This is a genomic window from Brevundimonas sp. TWP2-3-4b2, from assembly GCF_049897345.1.
In the GTDB taxonomy this organism is placed as follows: Bacteria; Pseudomonadota; Alphaproteobacteria; order Caulobacterales; family Caulobacteraceae; genus Brevundimonas.
Genome location: NZ_JAFCWB010000001.1, coordinates 723,085 through 745,270 on the forward strand (window position 1 = coordinate 723,085; position 22,186 = coordinate 745,270).

The window sequence follows — 22,186 nt, forward strand, 5'->3', positions numbered from 1 at the left end:
GCAGACGATGGCCTCAACCGGCCAGGGCAGCCTCCATCAGGGCGGCGGGAACGGCCATCAGCCTCGGTCCGTCAGTCCAGACCAGGGCCGCCTCGACCGTGCGCCCGGGATAGAGGCGGGTCAGCACCGAGGTATAGATCGCCAACTGCAGCACATAGGCCGGATCGGCCTCCTCGACCCGGTCCGGTGCCGGCCGATTGGTCTTGTAGTCGATGACCAGCACCCGATCGGCCGTGATCACCAGTCTGTCCATGCGTCCCGATACCGGGACATCGCTGACCGATCCGGTCAGGGCGACCTCGGGGCGCGAGCCCGGACCGAAGACGGGGGCGAAGCGGGTGTCGTCGAGGACCGCGAAAGCGGCGGCGATCATCTCGGCGCGGGCCGGGTCATCGAGGTCACGTTCGCGGGACAGGATGCGGCGTGCGGCGTCCGCACGCTCGGCCCCGGCAATGTCAGGCAGGCGCTCCAGCAGCCGGTGGATCAGGTCGCCGCGCCGGAACCGGCCCAGAGGCCCGCCCGGTCCGGCGGTCGTGGCCAGCGGTGAAGGGGCGGGGATGCGGAGGGTCTCGTCCATCCTCGACGGCGAGGCGAACCGGGCCGTCGCGTCGGCAGCCGGCGCGGTTCGGGCCCAGGCCGGAACGGCGACGGCGACCGGACGGGCAACGGGGCCGGACGCCATGGTCCCGGGATCGACGCCGAAGCGCAGCACGCCGTCACCGATGTCGCGCGCATTCAGCGGCTCTTCCTCGCCCAGCCGATGGAAGGTTTCGGCGACGACGCTCCACCAGCTGCCGGCCTCGAATCCGGTTTCCTGCTTGCGGACCGCCCGGCCCATGATCACCAGCCGGTCCCGGGCACGGGTCAGGGCGACATAGAGCAGGCGCAGGGTTTCGGCGTCGGTGCGGGCCACGCGGGCCTCGCGGGCGGCCCTTGAGGCCGGGCAGTCGTCCCTGGCCGAGCCGGGACACATCAGCCAGCCCTCGGACTCCTCGCCGTCCTCGCCGGCGGCGGGCATCAGGGTCGGCCCCTGGGGTTTGGCCCGCGAGGTGGTGTCGGGCAGGATGACGATGGGGGCCTCCAGCCCCTTGGCACCGTGCACGGTCATGACGCGTACTTCGTTGCGCGCCCCCTCCATCTCGCGCTTGACCTCGACGTCGGCGATTTCCAGCCGGGCGACGCAGGTCTCCAGGTCGACCCCGCCGCGATCCTCGGCGGCGAGGACCTGGGCCAGGGTCTCGTCGATCGCCTCCTCAGCCTCACGGCCCAGCCGGGCGAGGATGCGGGCGCGGCCCGAGACGCCGGTCTCGTCGACCCGGTTCAGCAGGCTGGAGAAGAAGGCGAACGGGTCGCGGTCGCGGGCGTCCAGCGCGGCCTGGACGAAGTCCCGGGCGCGGGACCACTGCGGCTGTTCCCCGGCCCGCATCTGCAGCGCGCGCCAGAGTGTCCGACCCTCGCGGCCTTCCTGGTCGGCCAGCGGATACAGGCTGTGGGCGTCGCCGAAATCGGTCACATCGCAGAAGGGGCTGCGCAGGACCTCGGCCAGTGACAGGTCGTCGTCGGGATAGAGGACGAAGCGGGCGACCGCGATCAGGTCGTCAAAGACGATGTGGCTGCTCAGCTTCAGCCGGTCGGCCCCGGCGACGGGCACGGCCTCGGCCTTGAGCGCGCGGATGATCTCCTCGAACAGGGCGTCGCGGCGGCGCACGAGGATCAGGAAGTCGCCCCAGCGCGCCGGGCGCATTCCATCCTCGGCATCGCGATCGTGGACCGCGCTGCCGGCCTCGACCTGTTTGCGGATCTCGCGGGCCAGGGACTGGGCCAGCTGTTTTCGGCCGCTGCGGGCGTCTTCCTTGTCGACGGGCGCGTTCCAGGCTTCGCGGTCCGGGGTCGCCGGATCGTGGAACAGGGGCCAGAGATCGACCGAGCCGTGCTGGTCGATGCGGGCGGGATGGTGGACCGGGATGTCGCCGCGGTTGCCGACGAGGGCGCGGGTCCGCTCGGGCCCCTGGAAGGCGGCGTCGACGAAGGCGAGGACCTCCTCGGTGGAGCGGAAGGAGGTGTCCAGCGGCACCTGTCTGAACGGCCGCCCGGCCCCGGCGGCCAGCGCCGCATAGGTCTGCGATTCCTGGAACAGCCGCTCCGGCCGCGCCCCCTGGAAGGAGTAGATCGACTGTTTCTCGTCACCGACGGCGAAGACCGTGCGGGGAATGCGGGGCGCGATGTCGGCCCGCCGCGACGCGCCCTCGCCCGAAAAGAACTCCTCGGTCAGGGCCTTGAAGATGGCCCACTGGTCGGGAGCGGTGTCCTGGGCCTCGTCGACGAGCACGTGTTCGATGCCGCCGTCCAGCTTGAACAGCACCCAGGCCGCCGAGGATCTCGCGGTCAGAAGCTCGACGGTGCGGACGACGAGGTCAGAAAAGTCCAGCGCCCCCTGCCGCGCCTTGGCGGTCTCGTAGAGGGCGGCGTGGGCCTGGGCCAGGGTCAGGGCCTTGACGGTGTCGTCGGCGACCCTCGCCGCGCGCATGCGGTCGAGGACGGCACAGTATTTCAGCGATACGGAGTCGAGGTAGGCGGTTGAGGCCGCCGGCGCGCTTTTCGTCCCGAATTTCGTCCGCGCCTCGCCCTTCGAGTCGATGAACAGGGCCTTCATGGCGGCGATTGAGCTGTCCGGTGGAACCGTCCCGCGCATCAGGGTCGCGATCTTCTGGTCGTTCGTCGAGCCCGTGGCGAAACCGTCCGCTGCGGCGCGCCAGGCGGCGGGGTCGAGCCAGTTCAGGAAGTCGGTCTCGATCACGGCGGGCGTATCGTCCGCACTCACCCCGGCGAGGACGTGAGGCCCCGTCGCCAGGCCTGAAGCGACGCGGTCGATATAGGCGACCAGCTTGCCCCGTTCGGCCTCGATCATGGCCAGCAGGGCGTGGAAGGATTTCCAGTCCAGCTCGACGGCGAAATGGGCATAGGCGAGACCCACCGGTCCTTCGGGGTCCTTCAGCGCCTCACGCGCAAGATCTTCCCGGGCCTGATGCGACAGGGCGACGGCGGCCTCGTTCTCCAGCACCTTGAAGGCGGGTGAGACTCCCGCCTCGATCGGAAAACGGCGCAGCAGCTTTTCGCAGAAGGCGTGAATGGTCTGGATCTTCAGCCCGCCCGGCGTCTCCAGCGCGCGGGCGAACAGGCGGCGGGCGTCGGACAGGTCGGCGGCGGTCAGGCTGGCGGGGTCGCGCCCGTCCAGCCGGGCGAGGGAGCCCGACAGCCGGGCGTCGTCCATGACCGCCCATTCTCCCAGCTTGTCGAACAGCCGGGCCTGCATCTCGGCGGCGGCCGCCTTGGTGTAGGTGACGCAGAGGATCTCGCCGGGCGGGGCCTTCTGCAGCAGCAGACGGGCCACGCGGTCGACCAGGGTGGTGGTCTTGCCCGAGCCGGCATTGGCGGTGACGAAGACCGACCGGCCGGGGTCGGCGGCGGCGGTCTGGTTGGCGCGGGCCTGGTCGAGCGGCGACAGGGTCGGGGGGGCCTGGGTCATTCGGGAGCCTCGTCCTCGCCGCCGACGACGTGCCATTCCCAGACGCGGGCCAGATGGTCGTAGTTGCCACCGAAATTACCCATGAACTGTGGCGCGGCCCAGGAGACATAGGGTCGGGTCTCATCGTCGAAGGCGGCGACGCCGTCGATCAGCCGCAGCAGTTCGCGCTCGGCCAGTTCGGGGGCGGTCAGGGGCTGGTTGCGCGTGGTCTTGCCGACATCGACCGCCTCGCCGGGGGTCTTGCGCCCCGTGACCTTGACGTAGAGCAGCTCAGACGCGGGCGTCGGCGGGGCACCGGGGAAGCCGCCGGCGGCGAGGATGGCGGCGGTCAGGGTCAGCTGGGGCGCAAAGCCCTGGGCGACCTGTCTGGCGCTGGGGGTCGAGCCTGTCTTGAAGTCGATGACCGCGGCCCCGCGGGCGTCCAGCTCGATCCGGTCGGCCTTGGCGGTGAGGGTGAACAGGCCGAACGGCGCGGCAAAGGTCATCTGGCCGGTCTGTTCAATCAGCAGGCTGGCCCCGCGCGACCGGCGCTCGCGCTCCCAGCACGCCAGCCAGACGGCGCAGTTGCGGGCCAGTGGCGTCTCGCGGGCCATGGCGTGGTCCTCGAAGCCTGCGGCGTCCAGTTCCTCGCGCAGAAAGCTCTCGATCTGGTCGGCGCAGTCCTCGGGCAGGGCGTCGGGCCAGGTCGCGACGACCCGCTCGATCGCCCGGTGCACCGCATTGCCGCGGGCCATGGCCTCGGCCGAGGCCCCGGGGCGTTCCAGCTTCTGCAGGCCGAGGATGCGCTGGGCATAGACGGCATAGGGGTCGCGGACCCAGCGCTCCACACCCGTGACGGGCAGCCGGCGCGGGCGCCTGTGAACGGGCGGCGTGGGGGCCGGGCGACGCTCGTACCGGGGTGGTCCCGGGGCCGGGACATCCAGGGCGCGTGCCGCCTCCAGGGTGTCTGACGGGCGTTCGAGGATGATCCGCGTGGCCGGAGCATCGGCCCCCCGCGTCAGCATCTCCAGCCGCCACAGCCAGCGCGACTTGACGGCCGGCTGACCGCCCCGGCGTTCGGAATGGACCAGAACCGCCTCGTCGGCGCAGGCGGCCTGGACGAAGTCCTGGGCGGTCTGGCCGAGGCGCCGCTCGGGCGGCGGCAGGCCGAGGGTCTTTCGCATCGGTCGCGACAGGAAGGGATCCGTGGGGGCGGCATTGGGCCAGACACCCTCCTCCAGCCCCGCCAGAATCATCCGGTCGGCCCGCACCAGCCTGGCCTCGATGGCCCCGAGGATGCGCAGGCGCGGCTGGTTCGCACCGCCGGTTCGCACGGTCTCTTCAGCCAGCAGGCCCCGGATCAGGTCGGCGAATTCGGTGCGGGACACGGCCCCCAGGGAGGCCCCGCCGTCGATCAGCCCCGCCAGAAGGGCGGCGGCGGCCTCGCCGTCGGGCCCGGCCCAGGCGTCCTGACCGGCGAGGGCCTCGATCAGTTCGGTCAGGGCCCGTGCGGCGGCGTCAAGCGGGGCGTCCGGCGTGAAAGGGGCGAGGGCGGCGGCGGACAGGGCCTCCAGCTGGTCGACCAGATGGCCGGCGGCGGTCAGGCGGGTGCGGGTTCCTTCAGACGGAGCCTTGCCGTCGTCGCGGGGTTGGCCGGCCTTGAGCAGGGTGCGGCGCAGGCGGGCCCAGTCGCGGTGCCGGGGGCCACGCAGGGCATAATGCTCAAGCGTGCGCAGGGCGACGGCGGCATCGGTCTCGCCGAGGTCGAGGCGGGTCAGGGGATGTTTCAGCAGGCCCAGCAGGGCGTGAGGGTCCAGCGGTGTCGCCACGAAACGGACGGCGAGGTCGATCAAACGCCCGGCCCCCATGCGCGACAGGGGCTGGCCCGACGAGACATCGGTGATGACGCCCCAGCGCTCCAGCCGGGCGGCGACACGGCGGCCGAGGGCGAGGTCCGGCGTCACGAGGGCGCAGGTCCGGCCCGGAGTCTCCAGCGTCTCGCGCATCATCAGTGCGAGGGCGGCGGCGGCGTCTTCCTCGGCGCGGACGGTGACCACCGACAGGCCCTCCAGCCCTTGCGCGATCGGGTCGGCGGATTGCGCCCGGAAGGCGTCGGCACGCAGGGCACCGATGACGGTGCGCCAGTCGTCGGTGGCCTCGGCGGGGCGCAGGGCTTCGTTGAGCAGCCGTTGGCGGGCGCGGCCGCGCGCCTCGGCGACGGCGCTTTCGGCGGGCCGGAACCACGGACGGACGGCGTCGCGTTCGGCGCGTCCGTCGAGCAGCCGCCACAGGGCGTTCTGCGGATGCTGCTCGTTGTCGCCAAGGGTGGCCCAGACGGCCGGGTCCAGATCCCGGTCGAGGCCGGGCAGGACGACGCAGCCGCGCGGTGCGGCGGCGACGGCGGCCAGCACATCGGCGGCGGCCGGGGCCGTGCCGGTCGAGCCGGCGGCGATGACGGTCTGGGTCGGCGGCCGTTCGGTCCAGGCGGTGGCCAGCAGGCGCAGCAGGCGGGCGCGACGCCAGGCCGGATCGACCAGCTCCAGGGCCTCCAGCCGCTTCGGCCAGGCCTCGACGGCAAGGGCGAGGAATTCGGCCGACTCGCGCCAGTGCTCGGCCAGATCGCCCTCGACCAGGGTGGCGACCCGATGCAGGTCCTCGATCTCCTCCAGCTGGCAGGAATCGAGGAAGCCGCCGAGGGCATCGGCCATTTCGAGCGCCCGCAGGGGCGGCAGGCCGGGCCGAAAATCCTCGACGATCATTCGCGCCATCTCGAAACGGCGCGTCAGGGGGGCGATGGCGGGCGGCAGGTCCAGACCCAGTTCACCGGGCGCGAAGGGCGGCTCGTCCTCTTCCAGATCACCGAGCGGGCGGACCTGGGGCAGCAGCAGGGGGCGTCCCCCGGCCTGTTTCGACAGGGCGGCCGTGAAGGCGCGGGCGGCGCGGCGGTTCGGCAGCAGGATGACCGCGTCGGACAGGGCCTCCGGCGGATGATCGCCCAGCCAGTCCAGCACCCCGGCGGCGAGATCCTCCAGGAACGGCCGGCGCGCCTCGATCGCATACCAGCGCGGGGTGGACGGCGCGAAGGGGTTGAACCGAACGGTCATCGGGCGCCGACCGCTCGACGCGCGGCGTCTCGCTGCATGAGGCGCGAGGTCTTCATTCGCCCGCCAGTCGGGCCTCGGCCTCGTCGCGCGCCTGCGGATCGCCGACGTGCATCCAGTCACCGTCGAGGACGCAGCCGTACAGGCGGCCCGCGGCGGCGGACCTGCGCCAGAAGCCGCTGAGCGAGAAGGGGCCCTCGGGACCCTCGGCGACATAGTCCGGCCGGCAGATGTGGACGCCCATATAGGCGAAGGGCGCGGACGGGGCGTCGCCGCGAAAGGTCAGCCTTCCGTCGTCGGCGAGGAAGACGTCGCCGTCGCCTTCGAAGCCGATCGAGCCTTCGCGTCTCGCGAGAAGAAGCGCGGCATCCATGATTGACGGATTCCACAGCCGCGCGAGTTGATTGAGTGCATCGCCGCGCGGGTCGGTCCAGACGCTGTCGATATTGGCGATGAAGACCGGATCGGGTCCCAGCAGGGCCGCAGCCTTCTTCAATCCGCCGCCGGTTTCCAGCAGTTCGACGCGTTCGTCGGAGATGACGATGTCGGGTCCGCGGCCGCGCGCGGCCAGATGGGATTCCAGCCGATTGGCGAACCAGTGGACATTGACCACGGCGCGCTCGACCCCGACGTCCGCCAGCCGGTCCAGCACATGATCGATCAGGGCCCGACCGCCGACCTCGACCAGGGCCTTGGGCCGGTCGTCGGTGAGGGGACGCATACGGGTGCCGAGGCCGGCAGCCAGCACCATCGCGGTCGTTGGAGCGGTCATCGGCGCGTCGCCTCCGGGACGTGATCATCGAACCAGCGCGCGACGGGTTCCAGCCCCGGCAGCCTCAGATTGGCGTTCAGATGCGCCCACATGCGCGGCATGAAGGCGCGATAGCGCGGCTTGCCGTCGCGGGCGATCAGTCGGGCGAAGATGCCGAGGATGCGCGCCTCGTTCAGCGCCGCCAGACCCGCGTAGTCGCGCCGGAAGGCCTCGCGGTCCGTGTCCGGGCGGAGGTTGAAGTAGTGGTCGAGCGCCCGGGCTTCCAGATCGGGCGACACGTCGCGACGCGCGTCCTGCAGCAGCGAGTGCAGGTCCCAGGCCGGGTGGGCCCGGACCGCGTCCTGGAAGTCGATCAGGCCCACGATGCCGGCTCCCCTGCGGTCCGGGAGCCGGATCAGGTTCTCGGCATGATAGTCGCGGTGCGCCATGACCGTCGCCCCCGCCGCGCCGCGCGCCGTGATGGGGGCCCAGGCGGTGTGCCACGCCTCGATGGCGGCGGCGTCAAAGGTCAGGGACGGATCCAGCTTCGGCATCCATTCCACGAACAGGTCGGCCCCGCCCTGAAGCGCGGTCTCGTCATAGGTCAACAGGGGCCAGTCGCCGGCGGCGCCGGTCATGATGTCGGGGGCCGGGGCGTCGTGCAGGGTCGCCAGCGCCTCGACGGCGGCGAGATAAAGGGGCGCTTCCGGTGTTCCGGTGTCGATCACCCGGGCGAACAGGTCGTCGCCGAAATCCTCGAGCACGGCGAGGCCCGAGGCGGCGTCGACGGCGACGATCCCGGGCGCGGAAAGGCCGATGGACTTCAGATGGGCGGCGACGGCGGCAAAGGCCTCGATCCGACCGGCGGACAGTCGGGCGACGGCGTTCCAGCCCTCGGCCTTGCGGCGCTCCGGCGACCAGGAGGGATCGGCGGGCGGGCTCTCGGCGGCCGGGGCCTGATCCATCAGCATCAGCCTGGCGCCGGATGGCGTGGTCAGTCGCTCATAGCGCCGCGTCGAGGCGTCGCCGGGCAGGGGCGCGCGCGCCGCATCGGACAGGGCGGCAGTCCTCAGAAAGTCGAGACGTTGCTGTTCGCGGTCAGACATGAAGGTCCTTCAGTTTTGTCTCCCACGCCCCTACGCCAGAAACGGTCGCAACGCGTCCATCAGACAGCGCCGGGCCGGCTTCGCTGAGGGTCACGGTCAGGATATCGGGGCCCAGCCACCGCGCCGGATCGTCGCCCAGCCGCTCGGGCCATTCGATCAGGGCGCAGCCGTCGTCCAGCGCCTCGTCGAGGCCGATCTCGGAGGCTTCCTCCGGCCGGGTCAGCCGGTAGAGGTCGAAATGGGCGACCGGAGGTTCGCTCTCGTAGAACTGCACCAGGGTGAAGGTCGGCGACGGCACATCCTCGTCAGGCCGCGTCAGGGCGCGGATCAGGCCGCGCGCCAAGGTCGACTTGCCCATGCCCAGCGGTCCGTAAAGCAGCACGGCCTCGCCAGCCTCGAGGCGCGGGGCGATGGCGGCCCCGAGTCGGGCGGTGGCGTCGGCGTCGCTGAGCCGCAAGGAAATCGGCTCAGGCAAAGTCGGCGTCCGGCTGACTGGGCAGAACCCGCTCGGTAAAGGCCTTCAGCCCATAGGTCGCCTTGACCGCGTCGATGTCGAGACGCGCGGCCGAAACCGGCTTGCCGACCTTCAGCTGGAACGGCTTTTTCCGCTTGTTGAGCAACTCGTGGAACAGGGTGATGTCCCGCAGTTCGGGCGAGATCCGGTCGAAGAAATGGAACAGGCGCGAGGTCGGTCCCGCGACATGGATCGGGATGATCAGGGCGTCGTATTTGCGCGCCAGTGAGGCCGCGGTCGGGGCCCATTCGGGATCGGTGACCGAGCCGTCGCGCGCCACCCGGGCCAGACGGCCGGCGGGGAACATGACGACGCAGCGCTCGGCCTCGAACGCTTCCCTGGCGGCCAGGAGTGTGGCGCGGGTCTTTTCCCGGGTGCGTTTGGCGACGACCCATTCGACGGGAATGACGGCCTCGCCCAGCCGGGGCGACACCCGCAGGGCGTCGGCATTGGCGAAGAAGACGGCGTCGGCCCGCCGGGCCCGGATGGCGTCGAACACGGCGATGCCGTCGGCGATACCGGTCGGGTGGTTGGCCACGACGATGCAGCGGCCGGTGGCCGGAATCCGCTCGGGATTCATCACGGATACCTTCAGGTCCAGCAGGTCGCTCATATAGTCCAGCGCACCGGCTCCGGAGAGCGGCCGGACGGCGTCGGCCATGCGAACGGCGGCGTGGTAGTTGAGCAGCTTGTAAAGAAACGGCCGGACCAGCGGCCAGGTGACGGACCGGGTCAGGCGCGGTGCGCGCTCGGCGATCAGCACGTCGCAGACGTGCGGCTCCCGGCGGGTCGGCGTAAGGGCGGCGGTCTCGGTCATCCGACGCCGGTTGTCGCCGCTCACGGTGCCCACGGCAAGCGGCTTCCGCCTGTCGGCCGGTGGTGCTACGCCAGCGCCCGAGACTGACGATACAGTCACGAGGAAACCGCCCATGCGTCACCGTTCCCTGCTCGCCGGTGCCAGCGCCGCCCTGGCCCTCTTCGCCGCCGTCCCCGCCCTCGCTGAAGCCCCGCCCGCGGTTGTCCCCCCGGCCAGTGTCGCGACGGCGCAGGCTGCGGACCCCTTCGACTACCGCGACATGATCTCGGCCAACCGGCTGGCCGATCCGCAGGTGTCGCCGGACGGCCGCTGGGTGGTCTATGCCGTGACCACGACCGATGTCGCCGCCAACCGGCGCGCCGGTTCGCTTTACATGATGGATCTGCGCGACGGTGGCGAAGGCCGCAGGCTGGCGATCAGCGAGGGCGGGGCCAACACCGCGCGCTGGGGGGCCGACGGCAGGCTGTATTTCCTCTCGGGCCGATCGGGCACCAGCCAGGTCTGGCGCGCCGAGGCTGACGGGACCGGCCCGGTGCAGGTCACTGACCTGGCGCTGGACGTCAACGCCTACCGGCTGAGCCCCGGCGCGGACAGGGTGGCGGTCTCACTGGCCGTCTTCCCGGACTGCGGCGACATCGCCTGCTCGGTCGACCGGGCCAAGGCCGTGGCCGACGATCCCTCGACCGGCCAGGTCTATGACCGCATGTTCGTGCGCCACTGGGACACCTGGGCCGACGGCACGCAGAACCATCTGTTCGTCCAGTCGATCGGGGCGGATGGCCACGCAACGGGCGCACCGGCCTGGGTGACGAAGGGGTTCGACGGCGACACCCCCTCCAAGCCGTTCGGCGACGAGAGCGAATTCATCTTCGCCCCCGACGGCCAGTCGGTGGTCTTCTCGGCGCGTCTGGCCGGCAAGAGCGAGCCGTGGAGCACCAATTTCGACCTGTGGCGCACCAACGGCCTGTCGGGCGACGGCACGTTCGAGAACCTGACCGACGACAATGACGCCTGGGACACCGGCCCGGTGTTCTCGCCCGACGGCCGGACGCTGGCCTGGCGCGCCATGGCCCGTCCGGGCTTCGAGGCCGACAAATTCGCCATCTTCCTGCGCGACGTGGCCACGGGTCAGACGCGCCAGATCGCGGCGAACTGGGACCGCTCGGCCGATACCCTGCAATGGTCGGCCGACGGAAACACGCTCTACACGACGGCGGGCGACGTCGGTCAGACCCGCATCTTCGCCATCGATACGCGCAATGGCGTCGTGACCCCGGTAACCGGCCCGGGACATGTGTCCGCCTTCGCCCAGACCCCGTCCGGCTTCGTCTTCGCCCAGGATTCCCTGACCCGTCCCAGCGAGCTGTTCGTGAAGACCTTCCTCGGTCGCGAGATGCCGCGCCGGATCACCAATGTGAACCCGCAGCTGGACGGCCAGGCGTTCGGTGAGGCCGAGCAGTTCAGTTTCGCCGGCTGGAACGGCGAGACGGTCTACGGCCATGTCATCAAGCCGGCCAACTATGTTGAAGGGCAGAAATATCCGGTTGCCTTCCTGATTCACGGCGGACCGCAGGGGTCGTTCGGCAACGGTTGGTCGTTTCGCTGGAACGCCCAGACCTACGCCGGCGCGGGCTATGCGGTGGTGATGATCGATTTCCACGGTTCGACCGGTTACGGCCAGGCCTTTACCGACTCGATCAGCCAGCACTGGGGCGACCGCCCGCTGGAGGACCTGCAAAAGGGCTGGGCTGCTGCCCAGCAACGCTACGGTTTCCTCGATGGCGACAACGCCTGCGCGCTCGGCGCGTCCTACGGCGGCTATATGATCAACTGGATCGCCGGCAACTGGTCGGACGAATTCAAATGCCTGGTCAACCACGACGGCGTCTTCGACGTGCGCGGCATGGGCTATGCCACCGAGGAGCTGTGGTTCACCGAGTGGGAGTATGGTGGCACGCCGTGGGAGAATCCGCGGGGCTACGAGCAGTTCAACCCGGTCCACCACGTCGAGAACTGGAAGACGCCGATGCTGGTGGTCCAGGGCGACCTCGACTACCGCATCCCGACCGCCCAGGGCCTGTCGACCTTCACCGCCCTGCAGCGCCGGGGCATCGACAGCCGTTTGATCGTCTTCCCCAACGAGAACCACTGGGTGCTGAAGCCGGCCAACAGCCTGCAATGGCATACCGAAGTGTTCGGCTGGCTGGACAAATATCTGAAGCCCGCGCCGCAGTAGGCCGGGGCTGGCGTCCAGACGACGAAAGGGCGCGCCCCCGGCCGGGGACGCGCCCTTTTCCTTGACCGCCGGCTTTCTAGCGAACGGCGGCGTAGGTGGTCGCGGCGTCGCGATAACGGGCGTGCTCGATGGCGGTCATGCAGCGAGGCGCATTCCAGGCCGGATCGGACGCCCTGACCGACAGGACTTCGCGGGCCGTGACGAAGATCGGCGCAGCCCCGTGTTCGCGCGCGAAGGCGCGGCGCGTCGCGGCGTCCGTGGCACAGATCATGACGGCGCGCCCATGGGTCTGCACCGACGGCTGGCCGGCGTCACCGGCTGTCGCCAGGCCGGCCGGAAGACTCGCGGCTGCGGCGAGGGCCGCCAGGCCGAGAAGGGGTGTGAACGCGCGCATATCTGTCTCTCCCGAACGCCTGAAACAATCAGGACCCGGAGCAATAATGCGCCATTTTCTGCGATTGTAAAGGTTATGCGACGATTTGAAGGAAGAAGTTTGACGGCCGGTCCTCCGGCGACCGGCTGAGGCTTTCCGCCGTGTCATGCGTTGTGGGGGGTCGTCGGAGTTCTCTGCTTGCCCAACCCTTTGAAAAATCATCCCAACTGGCTGGCAGTGCGCGACCGTGCCCTGATCCCGGCGGGGGCCTGGGCGCGCGGTCGTCACGCCTGGGTCAGGGCGCATGATCCGATCTACACCAGCTTCCGACGACCCGGGCGGACCGAGCAGATCGCCGCCGGCGTCACCCTTGGCGTTATCGCCCTGATCATTGTCTTCCTGATGCTGTTCCAGTGGAACTGGCTGCGCGGCCCGATCGGCAACTGGGCATCGGCAAAATACCACCGCGAGATCGTCCTCAAGGGCGACCTGGACGTGAAGCTGTTCAGCTGGACGCCATCCGCCCACGTCCGCGACGTCCGCGTCGGCGGACCCGACTGGGCCCGTGAGAGGGATACGCTGGTGCTCGACGACGCCATGGCTTCGGTGCGTCTGGTACCGTTGCTGTCGGGACGTCTGGAGATGCCCCTGGTCCAGTTCACCCGGCCGCAGGTGGTGCTGATCGCGACAAGGGACGGCCGCAAGAGCTGGGAACTGAATCCGGACAGGCCGTCCACCGGCCCGTTGAAACTTCCGCCGATCAACCGGCTGATCATCCGCGACGGTCGCCTGTCGCTCGAGGAGCAAGGCCGCAATGTGCGTCTGGATGCCACGATCAACGCACGGGAAGGATCCGACGGAAACGCGGGGTTCCATCTGTCGGGGCGCGGCACCATCAACGACACACCCTTGACGCTCGAGGTACGCGGCGGACCCTTCATCAACATCAAGCGAGACCGGCCGTACGGGTTCAAGGCCGAGCTCTCCGGCGTGGGCTCCACCCTGGTGGCCGACGGCGCGATCACCCGGCCGTTCGACCTGGGACAGTTCAATGCGACCCTCAGCCTGCGAGGCCGGAACCTCGCCGACCTCTATATGTTGACCGGTATCACTGCCCCCAACACGCCGCCGTATCGGCTGAGCGGCAAGCTGACCCGCAACGACTCTGTTTTCACCTTCAATGACTTCAGCGGCCGCGTCGGTTCGTCCGACCTGACGGGCGACATCAAGGTCTACAAGGCGGGCAACCGTCGGCGCGTCGAGGCCGATCTGCAGTCCCGCCTGCTCGACATCGACGACCTGGCCACCGTTCTGGGCGGCACGCCCCGGATGACCGCCGCGGGCGATACCGTCATGACCTCGGGCGCGCCGGGCAAGCTGTTGCCGGACGCGCCGTTGAGCGCGGACCGCCTGCGCGCCATGGACGGCACCCTGCGGTATCGCGCCACCCAGGTGAAGCGCAACGAACTGGACATACGCAGGGTCAATCTGGGGGCCGAACTCAAGGCCGGCATCCTGAACCTCGACCCCGTCGCCTTCGATTTCAATCGGGGTGAACTGGACGGCACGGCGCGCATCGATGCCAACGGCAAGGTACCCTATTCGACCGCCGACTTCCGCCTGCGCGGCTATCCGCTGGAATCGATCGTTCCGTCGCGCAACGGTGCGCCCACGGTGACCGGCCGCGCCATCGGGCGGGCGAAGCTAGAGGGGGCAGGGGCCTCGATCCACGACTTTGCCGCCGGCTCAAAGGGCACGCTCAGCCTGGTGGTCCCCCAGGGCCAGATGCGGGCAGCCTTCGCCGAACTGCTGGGAATCAACGCCAGCGCCGGGCTGGGCAAGCTGCTGTCCGGCGACACCGGTGTGTCCGAGATCCGCTGCGCCGTCGCCGATTTCACCGTCAGCGGCGGGACGGCGACCGCCCGGACCTTCATCATCGACACCACCCCGGTTCTGGCGCGGGGGTCCGGCACGATCAACCTGGGCGCCGAGACCCTCAACCTGCGCATCGACGGCGACACCAAGAAGCCGCGCCTGATCCGCCTGTGGTCGCCGATCACGATCAGCGGACCGCTGACGGCCCCCCGCATCGGCGTTGACCAGGCCGCGATCGCGGGTCAGATCGGGCTCGGCGCGGCGCTGGGGGCGCTGATCAATCCCCTCGTCGCCCTGTTGCCGTTCGTCGATCCGGGGCTGGCGAAGGACGCCAACTGCGGGGCCCTGATCTCGGGCGCGCGCTAAAATCGCGCACGGTTGAGCCGATGGGGCCTTCCGTGCGTATCTTGCTGCGGTCCCGTCTGACCTGTCCCCGCCCGACCTGAAAGATCGCATGACCCGCAGAGGCCTGTTCATCCCCGCCGTCGGCCTGCTGGCCGCCGCCTGTTCCCCGCTCGGACTGTTGAACACCCTGGCTCCGCGCGATCGCGGCGTCCGGCGGGTCGCGACCGACGTCGCCTATGGCGCAGACCCCCGCCAGAAGATGGATATTCACGCCCCGATCGAGGGCGGTGATCGGCCTTGGCCGATGCTGGTCTTCTTCTATGGCGGCGGCTGGGACAGCGGCGAGCGCGGCCTCTACGCCTGGGCGGCACAGGCGCTGGCGGCGCGGGGCTTCGTCGTCGCCACGCCGGACTACCGACTGGTTCCGCAGGTTCATTTCCCGGCCTTTATCGAGGACGCCGCGGCCGCCACGGCCAGGGCCGGTGAGATCGCAAGCCAGTACGGCGCCGACCCGGCACAGGTGGGCGTCATCGGCCATTCCGCCGGAGCCCATCTGGCGATGATGATCGCCCTGGACCGGCGCTATATGACCGCCGCCGGCGCACCCGATCTGATCAGGGCGGCGGCCGGGCTGGCGGGGCCTTACGACTTCCTGCCCTTTGACGTCTCGTCGTCGATCAATGCCTTCGGTCGCGTGGCCGATCCCACCCTGACCCAGCCCGTGACCTTCGCCCGGGCCGATGCCCCGCCGCTGTGGCTGGGCCACGGCACAGCGGATGTGGTGGTCCATGACGACGACACCATCATCCTGTGCGACCGGATGAAGGCGATCGGCGGTCGTTGCGAGGCCAAACTCTATCCCGGCCTGAACCATGCCGACCTGGTCGCGACCTTCTCGCCCCTGTTCCGCAAGAAGGCACCGGTGCTCGACGACGTCACCGCCTTCCTGCGCCGCGAACTGGGCCAGCGCTGACGGCGCGGGCGAGCGCGTTGTGCACATGGCACCCCGTCTGCGCTCAAGCTGTGTGCGACCGCGTCGCGATCCCCCGGTCAGGCCGGGGGCTGACGAATAGTGACCCCGCGCTCAAGCCGTGAGCGACCGGGTCGCGAACATAGCGCGCCCAAAGAGTGCCAAGCTCCACAGTCTCGCCAAGGCCATGATCTTCCGCTAGAGTAGGCCATGACAGAAACGATGACACCACAGGCGGCGCTGGACCGTCTTGAAAGCCTTTACAGCCAATCCGTCTCCAACCTGCGATCCGCGGTGGGGACCTTCCTTCGGACCGGCGAGCGCGCCGACCCCGAGGCCCGGGCCAAAGGCCTGTTCTCCTATCCCGAACTCAGGGTCAGCTGGTACGGCGAACGGCCGGCCAATCTGGAGCAGCGCGCCTTCGCCCGCCTTTCGCGGCCGGGGGTCTATTCGACGACCCTGACCCGGCCCGACCTGTACCGCCCCTATCTGCTGGAGCAGCTGACCCTGCTCGAGGCCGACTATGGCGCCACCTTCGATGTGCATCCTTCGGAGCAGGAAATCCCGTTCCCCTATGTGATGGACGGCTCGGACGTCACACTGGATCGCAGTCAGACGGCGGCCGTGGCCCGCTATTTCCCGACCACGGATCTCGCCCATATCGGCGACGAAATCTCTGACGGGATGTTCGACCTGACGAAGGACTTCCCGCTGGCCCAATTCGACGGGCTGCGGACGGACTTCTCGCTGGCCCGTCTGCGTCACTATACCGGGACGCCGGTCGAGGATGTGCAGAGCTACATCCTGTTCACCAACTACAACCGGTACGTCGACGAGTTCGTGCGCTGGGCCTGCGCCCAGCTGCAGGACCCCGACAGCGCCTATGAGAAACTCGTCTGCGCCGGCGGCATCGAGATCACGCGCGATACGCCCGATCCCGAGACCGCCGTCATGGACGCGGCCTGGAAGAAGCACCAGATGCCCGCCTATCACCTGACGGCGCCGGGGCATCGCGGCATCACCCTGGTGAACATCGGGGTCGGGCCGTCCAACGCCAAGACCATCTGCGACCACCTGGCCGTCACCCGGCCGCACGCGTGGATGATGATCGGGCACTGTGGCGGCCTGAGGCCCAGCCAGAGCATCGGCGACTATGTTCTGGCCCACGCCTATCTGCGCGACGATCACGTGCTGGACGCGGTGCTGCCGCCCGACATCCCGATCCCGTCGATCGCCGAGGTGCAGCGGGCGCTCTACGACGCCGCAAAGATCGTCTCCGGCGCGCCGGGCGAAGAGGTCAAGCGCCGGCTGCGCACCGGCACGGTGGTGACCACCGACGATCGGAACTGGGAGCTGCGCTATTCCAAGTCCGCGCTGCGCTTCAACCAGAGCCGGGCCGTGGCCATCGATATGGAATCCGCGACCATCGCCGCGCAGGGCTATCGCTTCCGCGTGCCCTACGGGACGCTGTTGTGCGTGTCGGACAAACCCCTGCACGGCGAGATCAAGCTGCCGGGTCAGGCCAACCGATTCTATGAGGGCTCGATCTCCGAGCATCTGCAGATCGGCATCCACGCCATCGACCTGCTGCGCGCCGAGGGCAACCGGCTGCATTCGCGCAAGCTGCGCGCCTTCGACGAGCCACCGTTCCGGTAGACATTGGTGCGGATCTCCCTCCCCCTCGGGGGGAGGGTGTCGGCGAAGCTGACGGGTGGGGAGGGCTCGGCGACGAGAACGCCGGCGTCTGTCTCGCCGAAGCGTCCCCACCCGGCTTCACCTGCGGCTCAGCCACCCTCCCCCCGAGGGGGAGGGAGATCGGCATCTTCTACTTCTTCAGTCGCTTCGCATTGGCGACGGCGGTCTTGTGGATCGGGCGCAGGGCGTCGGCGTGGCCCTTCAGTACCGCGCTGTTCAGGGTGAGCATCTGCGCGGCCGCGCGGCTCCACCAGCCGACGGCATAGCTGTACTGCGCCTGCATGGCTGCGGCGGGAGTCGAGGCGGACGCAATGGACCTAGCCGCCCGGGACGCCAGTCCGGCCTCGGTCATGACGCCGGAACCGAGGCGACCGCCGATATCGCCGAAGGTTTTCGCCATGGCCGCCGCCGAGGCTGACAGGGCCTCGACCTTCTCGGTGCTCATCAGCGACATTTCCGTCAGGTCGATCTTGCGCGGATCGGTCATCCCCGCGGCCATGATCTCGAGCCGGGCGTTGATGACGTCGCCGGCGGCCTGCAGCATTTCGCCACCGGACAGGGCCGTACTGGCGGCGCGGGCCCCGTCGCGCGTCAGGCGGCGGCCGGTCTTGATGGCTCTGTCGAACTCGGTCATTTCCAAGCCTTGGGCCGCTTTCAGGAGCCGGGCAAGACCTCGGCTGTGAAGTCGGCCACATCCTTCAGCAGGGCGGGGACGGCGGCGTCGATGATGGTCTGGCCCTTCGCGGGGCTGGCCTGGGCCGGGTCCGAGCCGATGCGGCCGTCGGGGAAGCGCGCCCGGTAGTCGAGCGCATCGCGGATCGGGCCGCTGGGAGCGATCTTCGGGCTGTAGTCGGCCGTCTTGATCCGGTCGGGATAGGCGGCTTGGGTCACGGCGATCTCGGACGGGGTCGCGTGCATGCCGTGGCCGGTCGGGAAGAGGCGGTTGCACAGGCTGTTGACCCCCGGCAGGTCCCACCAGTTCTTCAGTTTCAGCACGAAGGGCGGGCGTTCCTCGACGAACGACCATTCCGCATGGATTTCGGCGAAGGTGGCTTCGATGGTGGCGACGTTGCCGCCGTGGCCGTTGAGGAAATAGATCCGCTCGAAGCCGTGGCGGCTCAAGGACGAGACCCAGTCGGTGATGGCCGCCATAAAGGTCGAGGGGCGCAGGGATATGGTGCCCGCGAAGGCCAGGTGATGCTGGGCCATGCCGATGTTGAAGGTTGGGGCGACGACCAGGTTGTCGTCCTGCTTCTCCGCCGCATGGGCGATGATCTCGGGGCACATCCAGTCGGTGCCCAGCAGGCCGGTCGGGCCGTGCTGTTCGTTGGAGCCGATCGGCACGACCACGGTCTTCGTGGTCTTCAGCCGCGCGTCGATCTCGGGCCAGGACGACAGATGGATCAGCATGGGGGGACTCCGGAGCGATTTGCGCGCGGTCTAGGCCGATTGGTGCGCCAGGCCAACCGTCTCAGACGGCGAAGGCGCGCAGGAAGCGACGGGCCGCCTCGGCCGCCCGGGTTTCAACATCGAACCCCGGATGCGCCACACCCAGTACACTGCGCAGATGGCCGTGACCCATCACCATGCCCGTAAACATCTCGGCCGCCGCATCGGGATCCGGTACGGCGATCGTGCCGGCGCGGCTCTGTTCGGCCAGCCAGGCGGACAGGCGACGCAGGCCTTCCGCCGGTCCCGCCTGGTAGATGGCGTGGGCCAGTTCGGGATCATTGGGCGACATCAGGGCGACCCCGCGCATCGAGGCACCCGCGCCCTGCGCGATCAGCTTTTCCAGCATCCCCGCCGCCGTGGCGGTCAGAACGGTCACAGGATCACCGCCGCTCCTGAGTGGGGCGCTGATGGCGTCGGAGCGGCGGGTCGCCAGGGCCCGGGCGATCTCCACCTTGGACGGGAAGCGGTTGTAGAGGGTCTGGCGCGACACGCCGGCGCGCCGGGCGATGGCGTCCATCGAGGTCAGGGCCCCCTTTTCGGCGAACAGGGCGGCGGCGGCGTCGAGGATCGCCGCCGTCTTGCTCTCGTCGACCTGGCCCACCACGCGCGCCATCAGTGAGCGTCCACCGGCGGTGCGTCCGCGGCGGGTTTCACGGGCCGCGACAACAGGGTCACAAAGGCGGCGATGGCGCAGCCGACGGCCAGCATGGCAAAGGCGTCGCCGAACGCCAGCGTCGTGGCCTGCAGGTTCAGCATCCCGTGGATCGCCTTCAGCGCCGCGCCGGCCGGATCGGCGGAGCCGGCGAACCGCTCCTGCATCCCCGCCAGCATCCCCTGCATGCCGTGGTTGGTGACGGCGATATTCTGGGTCAGCTCGCTCATGTGAGCGGCGGTGTTCCGGGTCAGGGAGGTGTTCAGCAGGGCCAGGCCAAAGGCCCCGCCGACGTTGCGCGAGAGGTTCACCAGCCCCGAGGCGTTCTTGATCATGTGCGGGGGCAGGGTCGACATGGTGACCTGCTGGGCGGCGATCATGGCCATCATCACCCCCGCACCGCGCAGGGCCTGGACGCCGGCGAACTCCCAGAAGCCCCACTGGCTGGTCACGGCGTGGGCATCCCACATGCCCCAGGCGCAGAACATGAAGCCGCCGAACATCAGGATGCGCGCGTCGACCTTGCGCACCAGACGGCCGGCGAAGGGGGCCGTGGCGAACATGGCCAGACCCGAGACCACCATGGTTGTGCCGACCTCGGCCGCTGAATAGTCCCGCACGCGAGACAGGAACAGTGGCAGCAGGAAGGTACCGCCGAACAGGGCCGCGCCGACGATGAAGGTCATGACCACGCCGACCATGAAATTGCGATTGGCGAAGGCCCGCAGCTCGACCACCGGATTATGGTAGGTCAGCGTCCTCCAGATGAAGGCCGGGCCGGTGACGGCGGCCAGAACACCCAGCCACAGGATGGTGTCGTCCGAGAACCAGTCGTTCTTCGAGCCTTCCTCGAGCACGAACTGCAGGCTCATCAGGAAGGTGGCCATCAGGCCCAGTCCCCACCAGTCAAAGCCCTTGGCCAGCGACGGATCGCCCTTGTCGAAATTGGCGTAGCGGCCGACCAGGAAGAGCACCAGCAGGCCGGGGGGCACATTGATGAAGAACAGCCAGCGCCAGCTGAGCCATTCGGTCAGGTGGCCGCCCAGGGTCGGACCGACGGTCGGGGCCAGGGTAACGATCAGGCCCATCACCACGCTGGCAGTGATGCGCTTGTCCGGCGGAAAGGCGGTGAAGGCGACCGCGAACACGGTCGGGATCATGGCCCCGCCGACGAAGCCCTGCAGCGCGCGGAACAGGATCATGGCGTCGATCGACGACGACAGGCCCGTGGCCACGCTCATCAGCATGAAGCCGGTGCAGGAAACCAGAAACACCTTCTGCGTCCCCCACAGTCGCGACAGATATCCCGACAGGGGGATCATCACGACCTCGGGGATCAGATAGGCGGTCTGGATCCGGCTGATCTCGTCGGCCGAAGCCCCGACGCCGGCCTGGATCTGGGGCAGGGACGAGGCCACGATCTGGATGTCGAGGATGGCCATGAACTGGCCGATCACCATGCCGGCGAAGCCGAGCAGCAGGATGGTCCAGTTGATCCCGGGCGCAGCCGGCGGGGCTCCGGACCCAACCCCGGCCCCGGCCCCGACCAATGCGGGGGCGGCGGCGGTCACTCGGCACGCGCCCCGGTGTCCGCGGCGGCGACGGCGACCGTCTCGGTCGCGGCCTGGGCGAAGTTGAGCCCGCCCTGGCTCTTCAGATCAACCTTGACCTCGACCGACAGGCCGGGCCGCAGGGCGGCGGCCGAGGCGTGGTCGACGCGGATGCGCACGGGCAGGCGCTGGGCGATCTTGGTGAAGTTGCCGGTCGCGTTCTCGATCGGGATGAGGGCGAATTCCGACCCGGTCGCGGGCGCGAAGCTGTCGATATGGCCCGTCAGGGTCTGGCCGGGGAAGGCGTCGGCCATGATCTCGACGGACTGGCCGAGGCGCAGCCGGTCGACCTGGGTCTCCTTGAAATTGGCCACCACATAGGCGTCGCCCAGCGGCACGATCGACAGCACCTGACCGCCGGGGCGGACATACTGGCCGACGCGAACCCCGCGGGCACCGACGACGCCGCCGACGGGGGCCCGGAGGACCGTGCGGTCGAGGGCGATCCGGGCCTGTTCGACCTGGGCGCGGGCGACATCCACGGCGGCGACGCTCTGGCTCCGGGTCGAGCCCAGCACGCCGGCGGTGCGCTGTTCGGCGACAAGCGCGGCCTGGGCCTCGGCGACCGAGGCCTGGGCGGTGCGGGCCCCGGCACGCTCGGTCTGGATGCGGGCCTGCGAGACCCAGCCCTGCTCGGCCAGCCTGCCGTAGCGGTCGACCTGCTGACGGGCCAGATCGGCCTGGGCCTGGGCCTGGGCGACGCCGGCGGCGCGCGAGGCGATCATGGCCTGTTCCTGGGCGGCGCGGGCGTCGACATTGCCGACCGCAGCCATCACCGCGGCCAGATTGGCCTCGGCCTGGGTCAGCGCCGCGCGGGCGTTGGCGTCGTCGAGACGGATCAGGATCTGGCCGGGCTCAACCCGCTGGTTGTCGGCGACCAGAACCTCGACGACATAGCCGTCGATCTGGGGGCTGACCTCGGTGGTGTCGGCCGCGACGAAAGCGTTGTCGGTGGACTCCCAGCGCTGCTTGCCCTGCCACCAGACGAAGCCACCGATGATGACGGCGACAAGAACGAAGGCCCCCAAGATCAGGGGCAGGCGTTTCTTGAGGGCGGGAGACAGGGCCATGGGAAGCTCGGAGAACGGTGTCGGGGAGGACGCCTTAAAATGGACGATAGTGTCCAAAAATCAAGGACGCTTGTTTTGGCGCGACAACACGTCTTGTTTCGCTTCGTTTGGAGT

General features: G+C 69.5%; 16 protein-coding genes. 4 read left to right on the forward strand and 12 right to left on the reverse strand.

Annotated elements, in window-relative coordinates; genetic code table 11:
- Positions 1-13: 13 nt before the first annotated feature.
- From addA to ACP7AS_RS03540, 6 genes are read right to left on the reverse strand one after another with little or no spacing between them, the layout of a single operon-like run.
- The gene (addA, locus tag ACP7AS_RS03515) at positions 14-3,526 is read right to left on the reverse strand and encodes a double-strand break repair helicase AddA (RefSeq protein WP_426027450.1); all 3,513 of its coding nucleotides are present in this window, start codon (positions 3,524-3,526) and stop codon (positions 14-16) included.
- On the reverse strand, positions 3,523-6,609 hold the full coding sequence (addB, locus tag ACP7AS_RS03520; RefSeq protein ID WP_426027451.1) for a double-strand break repair protein AddB: 3,087 nt from the start codon (positions 6,607-6,609) through the stop codon (positions 3,523-3,525). The genes addA and addB overlap by 4 nt, the downstream gene beginning before the upstream one ends.
- Before the next feature lie 52 nt (positions 6,610-6,661).
- Entirely contained in the window at positions 6,662-7,378 is a 717-nt protein-coding gene (gene murU / locus ACP7AS_RS03525; protein WP_426027452.1) for an N-acetylmuramate alpha-1-phosphate uridylyltransferase MurU, read from the reverse strand.
- Positions 7,375-8,463 (reverse strand): N-acetylmuramate/N-acetylglucosamine kinase AmgK, encoded by a 1,089-nt coding sequence (gene amgK / locus ACP7AS_RS03530; protein WP_426027453.1) that lies wholly within the window; start codon positions 8,461-8,463, stop codon positions 7,375-7,377. Before amgK ends, murU begins: the two co-directional genes overlap by 4 nt.
- Complete coding sequence (tsaE, locus tag ACP7AS_RS03535; RefSeq protein ID WP_426027454.1) at positions 8,456-8,938, reverse strand: tRNA (adenosine(37)-N6)-threonylcarbamoyltransferase complex ATPase subunit type 1 TsaE; 483 nt, start codon at positions 8,936-8,938, stop codon at positions 8,456-8,458. Before tsaE ends, amgK begins: the two co-directional genes overlap by 8 nt.
- Positions 8,931-9,794 (reverse strand): GNAT family N-acetyltransferase, encoded by an 864-nt coding sequence (locus ACP7AS_RS03540; protein WP_426027455.1) that lies wholly within the window; start codon positions 9,792-9,794, stop codon positions 8,931-8,933. Before ACP7AS_RS03540 ends, tsaE begins: the two co-directional genes overlap by 8 nt.
- A 112-nt stretch (positions 9,795-9,906) precedes the next feature.
- Between ACP7AS_RS03540 and ACP7AS_RS03545 the strand changes: the two genes are divergently transcribed.
- A complete protein-coding gene (locus ACP7AS_RS03545) occupies positions 9,907-12,030 on the forward strand; it encodes a prolyl oligopeptidase family serine peptidase (RefSeq protein ID WP_426027456.1) in 2,124 nt (707 codons plus the stop codon).
- A gap of 76 nt (positions 12,031-12,106) precedes the next feature.
- Here the strand turns inward: ACP7AS_RS03545 and ACP7AS_RS03550 are convergent, their stop codons facing one another.
- Positions 12,107-12,424 carry a hypothetical protein gene (locus tag ACP7AS_RS03550; protein ID WP_426027457.1) on the reverse strand — a complete coding sequence of 106 codons (318 nt, stop codon included), beginning with the start codon at positions 12,422-12,424 and terminating at the stop codon, positions 12,107-12,109.
- A gap of 177 nt (positions 12,425-12,601) precedes the next feature.
- On the opposite strand from ACP7AS_RS03550, the gene ACP7AS_RS03555 reads away from it, so the two are divergent.
- The 3 genes from ACP7AS_RS03555 (at position 12,602) to ACP7AS_RS03565 (ending at position 17,249) form a co-directional block, all read left to right on the forward strand.
- Positions 12,602-14,644: an AsmA family protein gene (locus tag ACP7AS_RS03555; RefSeq protein WP_426027458.1), complete on the forward strand. Its 2,043-nt coding sequence runs from the start codon at positions 12,602-12,604 to the stop codon at positions 14,642-14,644.
- Between the two features lie 88 nt (positions 14,645-14,732).
- Entirely contained in the window at positions 14,733-15,596 is an 864-nt protein-coding gene (locus ACP7AS_RS03560; protein ID WP_426027459.1) for an alpha/beta hydrolase, read from the forward strand.
- Positions 15,597-15,803: 207 nt separating this feature from the next.
- Entirely contained in the window at positions 15,804-17,249 is a 1,446-nt protein-coding gene (locus tag ACP7AS_RS03565) for an AMP nucleosidase (protein ID WP_426027460.1), read from the forward strand.
- A 169-nt stretch (positions 17,250-17,418) separates the two neighbouring features.
- Here ACP7AS_RS03565 and ACP7AS_RS03570 read toward each other — a convergent pair whose 3' ends face one another.
- The 5 genes from ACP7AS_RS03570 to ACP7AS_RS03590 all read right to left on the reverse strand — a co-directional run bounded on the left by ACP7AS_RS03570 (position 17,419) and on the right by ACP7AS_RS03590 (position 22,072).
- Complete coding sequence (locus tag ACP7AS_RS03570) at positions 17,419-17,922, reverse strand: phasin family protein (RefSeq protein WP_426027461.1); 504 nt, start codon at positions 17,920-17,922, stop codon at positions 17,419-17,421.
- 20 nt (positions 17,923-17,942) lie between these two features.
- The gene (locus tag ACP7AS_RS03575; protein WP_426027462.1) at positions 17,943-18,698 is read right to left on the reverse strand and encodes a creatininase family protein; all 756 of its coding nucleotides are present in this window, start codon (positions 18,696-18,698) and stop codon (positions 17,943-17,945) included.
- A 61-nt stretch (positions 18,699-18,759) separates the two neighbouring features.
- Positions 18,760-19,353: a TetR/AcrR family transcriptional regulator gene (locus tag ACP7AS_RS03580; RefSeq protein ID WP_426027463.1), complete on the reverse strand. Its 594-nt coding sequence runs from the start codon at positions 19,351-19,353 to the stop codon at positions 18,760-18,762.
- The gene (locus ACP7AS_RS03585) at positions 19,353-20,963 is read right to left on the reverse strand and encodes a DHA2 family efflux MFS transporter permease subunit (RefSeq protein ID WP_426027464.1); all 1,611 of its coding nucleotides are present in this window, start codon (positions 20,961-20,963) and stop codon (positions 19,353-19,355) included. The genes ACP7AS_RS03580 and ACP7AS_RS03585 overlap by 1 nt, the downstream gene beginning before the upstream one ends.
- Positions 20,960-22,072, reverse strand: a complete 1,113-nt coding sequence (locus tag ACP7AS_RS03590) for an HlyD family secretion protein (protein WP_426027465.1) — start codon at positions 22,070-22,072, stop codon at positions 20,960-20,962. Before ACP7AS_RS03590 ends, ACP7AS_RS03585 begins: the two co-directional genes overlap by 4 nt.
- Positions 22,073-22,186 lie beyond the last annotated feature (114 nt).

Bases quoted from the DNA above. Each gene is read 5' to 3' on its own strand.
- ACP7AS_RS03570 (WP_426027461.1), bottom strand. From the start codon at position 17,922: ATGACCGAGTTCGACAGAGCCATCAAGACCGGCCGCCGCCTGACGCGC.
- amgK (WP_426027453.1), bottom strand. From the start codon at position 8,463: ATGTCTGACCGCGAACAGCAACGTCTCGACTTTCTGAGGACTGCCGCC.
- addB (WP_426027451.1), bottom strand. From the start codon at position 6,609: ATGACCGTTCGGTTCAACCCCTTCGCGCCGTCCACCCCGCGCTGGTAT.
- ACP7AS_RS03580 (WP_426027463.1), bottom strand. From the start codon at position 19,353: ATGGCGCGCGTGGTGGGCCAGGTCGACGAGAGCAAGACGGCGGCGATC.
- ACP7AS_RS03560 (WP_426027459.1), top strand. From the start codon at position 14,733: ATGACCCGCAGAGGCCTGTTCATCCCCGCCGTCGGCCTGCTGGCCGCC.
- ACP7AS_RS03550 (WP_426027457.1), bottom strand. From the start codon at position 12,424: ATGCGCGCGTTCACACCCCTTCTCGGCCTGGCGGCCCTCGCCGCAGCC.
- ACP7AS_RS03565 (WP_426027460.1), top strand. From the start codon at position 15,804: ATGACAGAAACGATGACACCACAGGCGGCGCTGGACCGTCTTGAAAGC.
- addA (WP_426027450.1), bottom strand. From the start codon at position 3,526: ATGACCCAGGCCCCCCCGACCCTGTCGCCGCTCGACCAGGCCCGCGCC.
- ACP7AS_RS03540 (WP_426027455.1), bottom strand. From the start codon at position 9,794: ATGACCGAGACCGCCGCCCTTACGCCGACCCGCCGGGAGCCGCACGTC.
- ACP7AS_RS03575 (WP_426027462.1), bottom strand. From the start codon at position 18,698: ATGCTGATCCATCTGTCGTCCTGGCCCGAGATCGACGCGCGGCTGAAG.
- ACP7AS_RS03545 (WP_426027456.1), top strand. From the start codon at position 9,907: ATGCGTCACCGTTCCCTGCTCGCCGGTGCCAGCGCCGCCCTGGCCCTC.
- ACP7AS_RS03590 (WP_426027465.1), bottom strand. From the start codon at position 22,072: ATGGCCCTGTCTCCCGCCCTCAAGAAACGCCTGCCCCTGATCTTGGGG.
- murU (WP_426027452.1), bottom strand. From the start codon at position 7,378: ATGACCGCTCCAACGACCGCGATGGTGCTGGCTGCCGGCCTCGGCACC.